The sequence below is a fragment of the Azospirillum picis genome (genome assembly GCF_017876115.1).
GTDB lineage: Bacteria > Pseudomonadota > Alphaproteobacteria > Azospirillales > Azospirillaceae > Azospirillum > Azospirillum picis.
This window is the reverse complement of the sequence record NZ_JAGINO010000003.1, coordinates 433498-445104: the sequence shown is the minus strand read 5'-3', so window position 1 is coordinate 445104 and position 11607 is coordinate 433498. Positions and strand designations below refer to the sequence as shown.

Here is an 11607-nt window from a genome sequence, read left to right as displayed (position 1 = left end):
GTCAGCCGGCCTGCGGGATGCGGGCGACCATGCGCATGGAGGTGGTGAGCTCCTCCATCTGCAGCCACGGGCGCATCCAGGCGACGGCGTTGTAGGAGCCGGGCTTGCCCGGGATCTCCTTGACCTGCACCTTGGCTTCGGCCAGCGGGTACTTCGCCTTCATCTCCTGGCCCGCGTCGGCATTGCCGTTGACGTAGTTCAGGATCCAGCGGTTCAGCCAGGCCTCGCAGTCGCTCGCCTCCATGAAGGAGCCGATCTTGTCGCGGGCCATGATCTTCAGGTAGTGCGCGAAGCGCGAGGTCGCCATGATGTAGGGCAGGCGGGCGGAGATCGCGGCGTTCGCGGTCGCCTCCGGCCGGTCGTACTTCTTGGCCTTCTGCGTGGTCTGCGCGCCGAAGAAGACGGCGTAGTCCTGGTTCTTGTAGTGGCAGAGCGGCAGGAAGCCCAGCTTCGACAGCTCGGCCTCGCGACGGTCGGTGATGCCGATCTCGGTCGGGCACTTGGCGTCGCTGTCGCCGTCGTCGGAGGTGAAGGTGTGGAAGGGCAGGTTCTCCACTTTGCCGCCGCCTTCGGCGCCGCGGATGGCGGTGCACCAGCCGTACTGCGAGAAGGCGTTGGTCAGGCGCTGGCCCATCGCGTAGGCCGAGTTCATCCAGCAATAGTCCTGGTGCTGCATCGACCGGGCGACGCCGCCCTCGTACGGAGCCTCCTCGTACTCGAACTCCTCGATCGGCTTGGTGTTGGCGCCGTAGGGCATGCGGGCCAGCACGCGCGGCATGGTCAGCGTGACGAAGCGGCTGTCGTCGCTCTCACGGAAGCTGCGCCACTTGGCGTACTCGACGCTGTCGAAGATCTTCTCCAGGTCGCGCGGCTTCGACAGCTCGGTCATGTCCTCGAAGCCGAACAGCTTGGGGCTGGCGGCCGAGACGAAGGGAGCGAAGGCGGCGGCCGCGACGTTGGAGACGCCGGTCAGCAGCTCCATGTCGTCGGGGTGGTTGGTGAACTCGTAGTCGCCGATCAGCGCGCCGTAGGGCTCGCCGCCGGCGATGCCGAACTCGTTCTCGTAGATCTTCTTGAACAGGTTGCTCTGGTCGAACTCGACCGCCTTGGAGATGTCCTTGTACAGGTCCTTCTTCGGGCAGTTCATGACGCGGATCTTGAGCGTGGAGCCCGTCTCCGAGTTCATGACCAGATAGTTCAGGCCGCGCCACGAGCCTTCCAGCTTCTGGAACTTCTCGTGATGCATGATGGCGTTGAGCTGCTTGCTGATCTTGGCGTCGATCGCGGCGATCGCCTTGTTGATCGTCTGGCCCAGGTTCTTGTTGAAGGTGACCGTGCCGGCCAGCGCTTCCTGGGTCAGGGTGCGCAGCAGCTCCTGCGCGCGGTCCGGCTCGGTCTGCTTGGTGGCGGCGATGGCCTGGTCGAGGATGGAGAGGCCGGTGCCTTCCTCGACGGAAACGGCGGCGGAGCCTTGCGTCTGGGCGTCGCTCATCGGATCAACCCTCCTTCTTTTCGGTGCCGAGCTCGCCGCTCAGCGCCTGCAGCTCGTCGGTGTTCTGCAGGACGCGCTCCAGCAGGCCCTCCAGCTCCTCCGAACGGTCGGCCTTGCTCAGGAGGTCGCGGAGCTGGTTGCGGGTCTCCAGCAGCTTGCGCAGCGGCTCCACCTGCTGGACGACGCGGCCCGGCTCGAAATCCTCCATCGACTTGAAGGCGAGGTCGACCGAGAGCTGGGTGCCGTCGTCGGCCAGCGTGTTGTCCACCTTCAGCTTCAGGCCCGGCGTCATGCGGGCCATGACGTCGTTGAAGTTGTCGCGGTCGATCTGGATGAACTTCCGGTCCTTCAGCGGCTTCAGCGGCTCGGTCGGGTCGCCGGAGAAATCGCCGAGCACGCCGACGACGAAAGGCAGCTCCTTGACGACCGTCGCGCCCTCGGTCTCGACGTCGTAGGTGATATGGACGCGCGGCTTGCGCACGCGATCCAGCTTCTGGTGGATACTCGCCATCGTAACGGACCTCCCTGCTCACGCCTAAGGACAGGCGGTGATCGTCAATACCCGGATTGCTCGGCCGGCGGCGGCGCCTTGGCGCCGGACGCGATGAAGAACTGCCGACGTGTCTCTTCGTCGGTGATGAGTTCCTGCAGCAGTTCCTGCAGGGACATGCGGCCGCGGCGGACCACCTCCTCCAGCGTGTAGGAGATGGGAGAGTGCGGCTCTGTCTTGCGGAAGAAATCGGCGACCTGCAAGAGGACCTTGAAGGCCTCCTCGCGCGTTGTCACAGCCCCGCTGGCCTGGACCTTGGCGCCGGCGGCCGGACCGGCCGCCGCAGCCGCGGATTCGCCGGTTCCGGGCGACGCCTCGGCCGCCGGCGCCGGTTCGTCGCCGGCCAGCGTCGCCAGGCGGTCGCGCGCCGCGTAGTTGACGGCGTCCAGGGCGGCGTTCAGCACGCCGCGGATGTTGCCGGCGGGCGGGGCGTCGTACCCGGCCTTGTCGTACAGCGCCGTCCCCAGCGCCTCGAAGGCGTCGATTGCGCCCTGGATGTCCTCCACCAGGGTCTTGAAGTCCGACGCCGGCGTGTCGCGCACGCTCTGCTCGAACTGGTCCCAGGTGATGGCGCCGTTGTCGATGCGCGCCTGGCGGCGCGTCTCGTCGGTGATCTTCGACAGTTCGATCGCCTGCTCGTACTGCCACAGCGCGTAGGAGGGATCGCCCGAGGTCAGCGGCACCTTGCGGATCGGCTGGATCAGCGTGCCGTCGGCCGATTCGCCGTTCAGGCCGCTCAGCGGGCCGACGCGGGTGGCGATGCCGTCCTCGTCCGGGGCGGGGTAAAGCCCGTCCCAGAAGCGTTCGACGAGGCCGCGGGCCAGCGTGAAGCCGTCGCGCAGGCCGGCATAGCCTTCCGCCCGCAGCAGCGCCTCGATGTACCAGGCGGTGACCTCCAGGTCCTTGGCCTGGGTCCGCAGGATGCGCGGGCTGACCTCCAGGATGGTCCGCCATTCCGGCAGCAGGCCGCCGGCATCGTCCTCCACGTCCATGGAGCGCTCGGCGGCGCGGGCGGCGCTGCGGGCATCCTTGACCGTGTAGTAATCGACCGATGCGTTCTCGCGGAGGTCGATCCCGCTTTCCGACTCTCCCTCTATCGGCTGCAGCAGCTCCTCGATATCGAAAATCTGCGGTGTCGGCATGGAGGAAGGCACCCTTTCCACTTACATATGAAGGAAGACATAGGGCTTCCCGGCGGCGACAGGCCATTCGGGAGCAAGGGTTCGAGCGTCAAATTGATAGCGTTACTTCCGTTGGTTCGACAAGGCTATTCGTCGTGGTCCCTCCCTCCATCAGGAATATTGCAGTCACGAAACAAATTAACGTTTTCGGTACCCCGACAAGCTTGACGAAACGTAATTGCAGATAGATGCTTCACCCTCGACGCCGGCATGAACCCGTCCTGGACTTTCCCGATGAGCGTTGACGCGAACAGGCAGGCTGCCCGTCCCTCCGCGGCGCCCCCCGCTGCCACCTTCTCCGATCCCTTCGCCGAACCCTTCATGCAAGGGGCGGGGGTGCCGGACGGCGCATATGCCGCCGTCATGGTGGACAAGCGCGACGCGTCCGGGCGGCTTGTGGCACGGGTCGGCATGGCCGCCGGATTGCTGGATGGGCCATGCCTGTTCTACGCGGCTGACGGCGAAACCGTCGTGGCACGGGCGGAGTTCAGGGGCGGCCGGCCGGTCCTGCCGGAAACCGCCCCTCCATCCTTCCTGTCCGGCGCCGCGGTGGCGTCCGCCGACGCCTCGTTCTGACCGGCCGGAGACGCCCGATGCCACCTGCCGCCCGCCTCGGCGACATGATCAAGCAGGACACTCCGCACTGCCACGCGCCCATCCATCCCCCGGCGCCGGTGCCGGCGCCGAGCGCGCATCCCGGCCTGCCGCTGGCCATCGTGCTGGGCAGCCCGACCGTGCTGATCGGCAACATGCCGGCGGCACGGGCAACCGACATCTCGGCGCCGTGCATGCTGCCGGGCTGCATTCCGGCCGGGCCGGGCATGATCGCCCAGGGATCGGCGACGGTGCTGGTCAACAACCTGCCGGCCGCCCGCATCAACGACATGACCGCCCATACGAGCTGCGTCGCCCCGATCCCCGGCCCGGTCGGCAAGGTGCTGCCGCCCGGCTGCCCAACCGTCATCATCGGCGGCTGACGGCATGCGGCTTGCCCATTTCGAGCAGCTAGGTCCGGTCTGCCCGCGCTGCCTCGCCGGCCGCGGCGCGGCGGTGCCGCTCGTTCTCGGCATCGTGGAAGAGGGCGGCGCGACGGCGGACGTGCGCTGGGGCACGCTGGTCTGCGGCGACCCCGGCTGCGCCATGGAATACCCGATCGTCGACGGCGCGCCGATCCTGGTGCCGGATCCGCGCGGCTGGATGGCGTCGAACGGCCATCTGCTGACGGCGCGCACCGACGTCCCGGCGGCGATGGACGGGGTGCTGGGCGACGGCTTCGGGCCGGACAGCGCCTTCAACGCCACCCGCCAGCACCTGTCCAGCTATGGCTGGGACCATTACGCCGACCTTGATCCGGAGTTTGGTCCGCATTTTGATCCGGAGTTTGGAGCGGACGGCCGCCGCGACGCCCCGGCGGGGCAGGCGGGCTCGGTGGTGCGCTGCCTGGCGGCCGGGCTGGCACCCCTGGGGGACGCGGCGGCGCTTGCCGCCGGGCCGGTCCTCGACCTCGGCTGCGCCGCCGGGCGGACCAGCTTCGAGCTTGCGGAACGGACGGGCGGGCTGGTGCTCGGCCTTGACCTGCACTGGCCGCTGCTGATGCTGGCGCGCGGCGTGCTGGAACGGGGAGAGGCGGTGTTCCCGCTGCGCCGTGCCGGCATCGCCTATGAGCGCCGGCGGGTGGAGGCGCGCTTCGCCGCGGCGGAGCGGGTGGATTTCTGGATCGCCGACGCGCTCTTCCCGCCCTTCGCGCCGCGCCGCTTCGCGCTGGTCGCGGCGATGAACCTGCTGGATTGCGTGGCGTCGCCGCCGGCCCTGCTGCAGGCGGTCGACCGCATGGTCGCGGACGGCGGCGGGGCGGTGCTCGCGACGCCCTTCGACTGGTCGACGCAGGCGACGCCGGTGGAGGCATGGCTCGGCGGCCATTCCCAGCGGGGGGACGACGGCGGCCGCTGCGAGGCGGTGCTGGCGCGCCTGCTGACGCCGGGAGCGCACGAACAGTCGGTGGAGCGGCTGCGGCCCTGCGCCGAGCCGATGGACATGGACTGGACGGTCCGCATGCACGACCGTGCCCGCATGACCTACACGGCGCACATCGTCACGCTGAGGGCGTAGGGGGGAGAGCCCCCACCCGCAGCGGCAGAAAAGACAGGGACGACACAGGAAGGGGATGGAGCCATGGTGGCGGTCGATCTGCAGAGCATGATTTCACGGCTGAACCCCCTGTGCCGGCGGGCACTGGAGGCTGCGGCCGGCCAGACGCTGTCGCGCACGCATTACAATTGCGAGATCGAGCACTGGCTCCTCCAGTTGATCGGCGCCGCCGACGGCGACGTCTCGGCCATCCTGCGCGTCTACGAGATCGACGCCGGGCGCCTGTCGGCCGACCTGACGCGGGTGCTGGACAAGCTGAAGACCGGCAACAGCCGCGCGCCGGCGCTGTCGCCCAACCTGGTGCAACTGATGCGCGAGGCCTGGGTGCTGGCGTCGCTGCAGTATGGCGAGGGGGCGGTCCGCTCCGGACACCTGCTGGCCGCCCTGCTGTCGGATGACTCGCTCTCCGCCCAGGCGCGCGACATGTCGGGCCAGTTCGCCCGCATCACGCCGGACACGCTCAAGCGCGACCTGCCGAAGATCGTGGCCGATACCGCCGAGGCGCGGACCAGCGCCCCGGTGGCGGCTGCCGGCGCGCCCGGCGCGGCGGCCGGCGGTGCGCCGAAGGCGGGCGGGGCGACCCCCAACCTCGACCAGTACACCATCGACCTGACCGACCGCGCCAAGAACGGCAAGATCGATCCGGTGCTCGGCCGCGACGCCGAGATCCGGCAGATCATCGACGTGCTGACGCGCCGTCGCCAGAACAACCCGATCCTGACCGGCGAGGCCGGCGTCGGCAAGACGGCGGTCGTCGAGGGCTTCGCGCTGCGCATCGCCGCCGGCGACGTGCCGCCGGACCTGCGCAACGTCCGCCTGCTGTCGCTCGACCTCGGCCTGCTCCAGGCCGGCGCCGGCATGAAGGGCGAGTTCGAGAACCGGCTGAAGGGGGTGATCGACGAGGTGAAGGGCTCCAGCCAGCCCATCATCATGTTCATCGACGAGGCGCACACCCTGATCGGCGCCGGCGGGCAGGCCGGGCAGAACGACGCCGCCAACCTGTTGAAGCCGGCCCTGGCGCGCGGCGAGATGCGCACCATCGCCGCCACGACCTGGGCCGAGTACAAGAAGTACTTCGAGAAGGACCCGGCGCTGACCCGCCGCTTCCAGGTGGTGAAGGTGGAGGAGCCGGCCGAGCCGGTCGCCGTCGACATGATGCGCGGCCTGACCGCCACGCTGGAGAAGCACCACAAGGTCCGCATCGTCACCGAGGGGCTGATCGAGTCCGTCCGCCTGTCCAGCCGCTACATCCCGGCGCGCCAGCTTCCCGACAAGGCGGTCAGCCTGCTCGACACCGCCTGCGCCCGCGTGGCGATGAGCCAGACCGCGACCCCTCCGGCCATCGAGGACCGGCGCCGCACCCTGCAGCTCACCGACACCGAGGTGGCCATCCTGGAGCGCGAGCAGGCCATCGGCATCGACCATGCCGAACAGGTCGCCGCCCTGAAGGACCGCATCGCGGCGACGCAGGCCGAGCTGGAGGCGCTGGAGGCGCGCTGGACCAAGGAGCTGGAGCTGGTCCGCGCCATCAACGAGACCCGCGACCAGCTCGTCGCCGCGCACGAGCAGGCCAAGGCCCCGGCGGAGGGCGCGCCCGCCGCCGACGCCCCGGATGCCCCGGATGCCGAGGCGCTCAACGCCAAGCTTTCGGCGCTGACCGCCGAGCTGGCGGCGCTCCAGGGCGAGGATCCGCTGGTCAAGGTGGCGGTCGACGGCCAGGCGGTGGCCGAGGTCGTCGCCAACTGGACCGGCGTGCCGGTCGGCCGCATGGTCTCCAACGAGATCAAGACCATCCTGTCGCTGGCCGACCGCATGAAGGAGCGCATCATCGGCCAGGACCACGCGCTGGACGCCATCGCCCAGGCGATGTGGACCAGCCGCGCCAAGCTGACCGACCCGCGCAAGCCGATCGGCGTCTTCCTGATGGTCGGCACGTCCGGCGTCGGCAAGACCGAGACCGCGCTGACGCTGGCCGACCTGATCTATGGCGGCGAGCAGAACGTCACCACCATCAACATGACCGAGTACAAGGAGGAGCATAAGGTCTCGCTCCTGCTCGGTTCGCCCCCGGGCTATGTCGGATTTGGCGAGGGCGGCGTCCTGACCGAGGCGGTGCGCCGCCGGCCCTACAGCGTCGTCCTGCTGGACGAGCTGGAGAAGGCCCATCCCGGCGTGCAGGACATCTTCTTCCAGGTTTTCGACAAGGGCACGATCAAGGACGGCGAAGGCCGCGACATCGACTTCAAGAACACCGTCATCATCATGACGTCGAACGCCGGCACCGACCTGATCCACAAGCTGTGCGCCGACCCGGAGACCGCGCCCGACGCCGACGGCCTGCTGGAGGCGCTGCAGCCGGAGCTGCAGAAGAGCTTCAAGCCGGCCTTCCTCGGCCGCTGCACCGTGATCCCCTATTTCCAGCTCTCCGACGAGAATCTGATGAAGATCGTTCGTCTTCAACTGAACCGCATTGCCAAGCGCGTCGTGCAGAACTACAAGGCCGACTTCTCCTACTCGGAGGAGTTGATCCGCAGCATCGTCGACCGCTGCCGGGAGGTTTCGAGCGGTGCCCGCAACATCGAGACCATCCTGAACCGCACCCTTCTGCCGGAGATGTCGTCCCGCATCCTCGCCCGCATGGGCGACGGCGAGCCGATCACCCGCGTCCACGTCTCGGTCGATGGCGAAGACCGCTTCGTCTACGACATCGCCTGACAGCCGGGACCCGACCTTCGGGCCGGGGGCGAAAAATGGCGGCCGGTGACGGCCGTCACAGTCCCGGGCCCGATTTGTTCGTATCCATAAGGCACAGACCAAGCTTCATCCTTCTGAAGAGCGTGAGGAGACCACCATGGCGATCTACTTGAAGTACGAAGGCATCGACGGCGAAGCCACCCACGAGACCCACAAGAAGTGGCTGGACGTCGGTTCGCTGCAGTGGGGCGTCGGCCGCGCCATCAGCACCCCGTCGGGCTCGACCGCCAACCGCGAGGCGTCCGAGCCGTCGGTTTCGGAAGTGACCATCACCAAGCTGATGGACAGCTCCTCGCCGAAGTTCTTCGTCGAGTCCTGCACCGGCGCGGTCAGCAAGAAGGTGCAGATCCACCTCGTCACCACCGGCAGTCCGGGCAACACCTATGCCGAATACACGCTGACCAACGCGCTGGTTTCGGCCTACTCGATGTCCAGCGGCGGCGACCGCCCGTCGGAGTCGATCTCCATCAGCTTCACCAAGATGGAGTACAAGTTCATCCCCTACGACGACAAGAACAAGGCCGGCACGCCGATCTCGGTCTCGTACGACCTGTCGACGACGAAGAGCGCCTGATAGGCGGCGCCCCCGACCGTCCTCCGCCTCGCAGGGGAGGGGTGTTCCCTCCCCCGCCCGTCGGGGGAGGGGCGAGGGAGGGGGCTACGCGCCCGTGCCATCGCCGACACTCTCCCCGCATCCTCCCCGTATCAAGGACCAAGCCCGCATGTCGGATGCGCCCACCATCTCGCAGACCGGCCGGCTTCTGACACTGACCTCGCCGCTGGGCGCGGACGTGCTGATCCCGGTGGCCGTCGAGGGTGAGGAAGGGCTGTCGCGCCTGTTCCGCTACACCATCACGATGGTTTCCTCCGAGATGGCGATCGCCCCGGCCGACATCCTCGGCAAGGCGCTGACGCTGTCGATCGCCCGCAAGGGCGGCGACCCGCGCGTCATCAACGGGATCGTCAGGAGCTTCACCGCCGGGCCGCTAGCCCTGCGCGGCTACCGCCGCTACACCGCGGAGATCGTGCCGACCCTCTGGCTCGCCACGCTGCGCTCCGACTGCCAGGTCTTCCAGGACAAGAGCGTCGTGCAGATCGTCGACGCCATGCTGGCCGACTGCGGCGTGACCGAGGTGAAGAAGCAGGGGCTTTCGGGCACCCACAACGCCCGGCCGGTCTGCGTCCAGTACCGCGAGACCCATTTCGATTTCATTGCCCGCCTGCTGCAGGACGAAGGCATCTTTTTCTACTTCCAGCACGAGGCCGGCAAGCACACGCTGGTGCTGAGCGATTCCGCCGCCGGCTATGCGGACTGCCTGGACAAGGACGTCATCCATGCGGCGTCGAACCAGGGCAACACCCTGGTCATCGATAGCTGGGCGCACGGGCAGTCCTACGTCTCGGGCAAGTGGACGCTGAGCGACTACAATTTCGAGACGCCGAGCACCGACCTCGCCGCGAGCACCACCACGGTCCTCAGCGTCCCGGCCTTCAAGTCGCACGAGCGCTTCGATTATCCCGGCGGCTACGGCGTGAAGGCGGACGGCACCACGCTGTCGCGCCTGCGGATGGAGGAGACGGAGACGGGATACGAGCAGGTGGCGGGCAGCGGCACCTACCGCGGCCTGTCCGCCGGCGGCAAGATCACGATGGCCGGCCATGCCGTGGCGGCGGAGGTCGGGCAGGGCTATGTCCTGACCGAACTGGCGCTCAGCGCGCAGGACGAAAGCCATCTCGGCAACGCGGGCGGCCCGCCGGCCTTCTCCTGCCGCTTCGCCGCGATCCCCGACGCCACGGTGTTCCGCCCGCCGCCGGTGCCGCGTCCGCGCACCCACGGGCCGGACACCGCGACGGTGGTGGGTCCGAGCGGCGAGGAGATCTATTGCGACAAGTACGGCCGGGTGCGCGTGCAGTTCCATTGGGACCGCAAGGGCACCGACGACGAGAAGAGCTTCGTCTGGCTGCGCGTCGCCCAGGCGATGGCCGGAAAGAACTGGGGCACCATCTTCACCCCGCGCGTCGGCATGGAGGTGCTGGTCGACTATCTCGGCGGCGACCCCGACCGGCCGCTGATCGTCGGCTGCGTCTACAACGGCGAGAACCTGCCGCCCTACACGCTGCCCGACAACAAGACGCAGAGCGGCATCAAGACCCGGTCGAGCAAGGGCGGCGACGCGACGGCCTTCAACGAACTGCGGTTCGAGGACAAGAAGGACGCCGAGGAGATCTATTTCCACGCCCAGAAGGACTTCAAGCGGGTGGTGGAGAACGACGACAGCCTCCAGGTCGACCACGACCAGACCATCACCGTCAAGAACGACCGGACCGAAACCGTGTCGGAAGGCAACGAGGCCGTCACGATCTCGAAGGGCAACCGCACCGTCACCGTATCCGAAGGCAACGATACCCACGAGGTGACCAAGGGCAACCGGAGCCTGACGGTCGGCCAGGGCAACCGCACCGTCACCGTCAGCCAGGGCAACGACAGCCACACCGTCAGCCAGGGCAACCGCACGGTGGAGGTCGGGCAGGGCAAGGACACGCTGACCGTCGGCCAGGGCGACATGGCGGTCAACGTCAAGATGGGCGCCTACAGCCTGAAGCTCGGCCTGGGCGACGCCACGGTGAAGGCGGACGCCGGCAAGATCACCCTTGAGGCGGCGACCGGCATCGAGCTGAAGGTCGGGGCCAACAGCGTCAAGATCGACCAGATGGGCGTCACCATCAAGGGCGGCATGGTCAAGCTGACCGGCGACATGCAGGTGCAGATCAAGGGTGCGATGACCCAGGTGAACGGCGACGCGATGGTTCAGGTCAAAGGCGGCGTGGTAACCATCAATTGACGAACCGTCCGGCAGAGTCGGACGGTCATGGGAACGGGGTTGGGACGGTGGATATCGGGCTGTTGCCGAAATTGCGCTTTGCCCGGGCGGCCGAGGCGGTCGCCGGGCTGGATCTGTCGCCGGAGGCCAAGGCGCTGCTGTCGCCCGGCCTGCCGACGGCGGCCTTCCTGAAGGCGCTGATCGACGCCGAGCTGTATGTGGATGCCATACGGCTGCTGGGCATGGCGCTGCCGCGGCGCGAGGCCGTGTGGTGGGGCTGCCTCGCGGCCCGCGGCGCGCTGCCCGCCGATGCGCCGCCGGCCGACGCCGATGCGCTGGCGGCGGCCGAGGCCTGGGTGTTCCGTCCCTCGGAGGAGAACCGCCGCGCCGCCTTCGCGCCGGCCCAGGCGGCGAATTTCGAAACCGCCTGCGCCTACGCGGCGATGGGCGCCTTCTGGTCGGGCGGCAGCCTCGCCCCGCCCGACGCGGCGGTGGTTGTGCCGCCGGGCGACGGGCTGACCGGAACCGCCGCCGCCGCGGCGGTGCTGATGGCCGCCGCCGCGGTGCCGAAGGAGATCAAGGCGCGCCAGAAGGCGGCGCTGGTCCAGGCGCTCGACATCGCCAACGGCGGCAGCGGCAAGGTGGAGGGTGCGTGAGGCC

10 protein-coding genes are annotated in these 11607 nt (G+C 68.5%); 7 read left to right on the top strand and 3 right to left on the bottom strand.

From position 1 onward, the window contains the following. Window position 1: 1 nt before the first annotated feature. The 3 genes from tssC to tssA are packed head-to-tail and all read right to left on the bottom strand — an operon-like array spanning window position 2 to window position 3184. The gene (tssC, locus tag J2850_RS06990; RefSeq protein WP_209980144.1) at window positions 2–1492 is read right to left on the bottom strand and encodes a type VI secretion system contractile sheath large subunit; all 1491 of its coding nucleotides are present in this window, start codon (window positions 1490–1492) and stop codon (window positions 2–4) included. Window positions 1493–1496: 4 nt separating this feature from the next. After that, on the bottom strand, window positions 1497–2003 hold the full coding sequence (gene tssB / locus J2850_RS06985) for a type VI secretion system contractile sheath small subunit (protein ID WP_209980143.1): 507 nt from the start codon (window positions 2001–2003) through the stop codon (window positions 1497–1499). Window positions 2004–2047: 44 nt separating this feature from the next. Next, complete coding sequence (gene tssA / locus J2850_RS06980) at window positions 2048–3184, bottom strand: type VI secretion system protein TssA (protein WP_209980142.1); 1137 nt, start codon at window positions 3182–3184, stop codon at window positions 2048–2050. 273 nt (window positions 3185–3457) lie between these two features. On the opposite strand from tssA, the gene J2850_RS06975 reads away from it, so the two are divergent. The 7 genes from J2850_RS06975 (at window position 3458) to J2850_RS06945 (ending at window position 11603) form a co-directional block, all read left to right on the top strand. After that, window positions 3458–3799 (top strand): hypothetical protein, encoded by a 342-nt coding sequence (locus tag J2850_RS06975; protein WP_209980141.1) that lies wholly within the window; start codon window positions 3458–3460, stop codon window positions 3797–3799. 17 nt (window positions 3800–3816) lie between these two features. Further along, window positions 3817–4200, top strand: a complete 384-nt coding sequence (locus J2850_RS06970; protein ID WP_209980140.1) for a PAAR domain-containing protein — start codon at window positions 3817–3819, stop codon at window positions 4198–4200. A 4-nt stretch (window positions 4201–4204) separates the two neighbouring features. Next, complete coding sequence (locus J2850_RS06965; RefSeq protein ID WP_209980139.1) at window positions 4205–5332, top strand: methyltransferase domain-containing protein; 1128 nt, start codon at window positions 4205–4207, stop codon at window positions 5330–5332. Between the two features lie 63 nt (window positions 5333–5395). Then, window positions 5396–8086, top strand: a complete 2691-nt coding sequence (gene tssH, locus J2850_RS06960) for a type VI secretion system ATPase TssH (protein WP_209980138.1) — start codon at window positions 5396–5398, stop codon at window positions 8084–8086. Window positions 8087–8222: 136 nt separating this feature from the next. Continuing rightward, window positions 8223–8699 (top strand): Hcp family type VI secretion system effector, encoded by a 477-nt coding sequence (locus J2850_RS06955; protein ID WP_209980137.1) that lies wholly within the window; start codon window positions 8223–8225, stop codon window positions 8697–8699. 148 nt (window positions 8700–8847) lie between these two features. Further along, window positions 8848–10968, top strand: coding sequence for a type VI secretion system Vgr family protein (locus J2850_RS06950; RefSeq protein ID WP_209980136.1), 2121 nt, complete (start codon window positions 8848–8850; stop codon window positions 10966–10968). A 62-nt stretch (window positions 10969–11030) separates the two neighbouring features. After that, complete coding sequence (locus J2850_RS06945) at window positions 11031–11603, top strand: DUF6931 family protein (RefSeq protein ID WP_246512857.1); 573 nt, start codon at window positions 11031–11033, stop codon at window positions 11601–11603. Window positions 11604–11607: the final 4 nt, after the last annotated feature.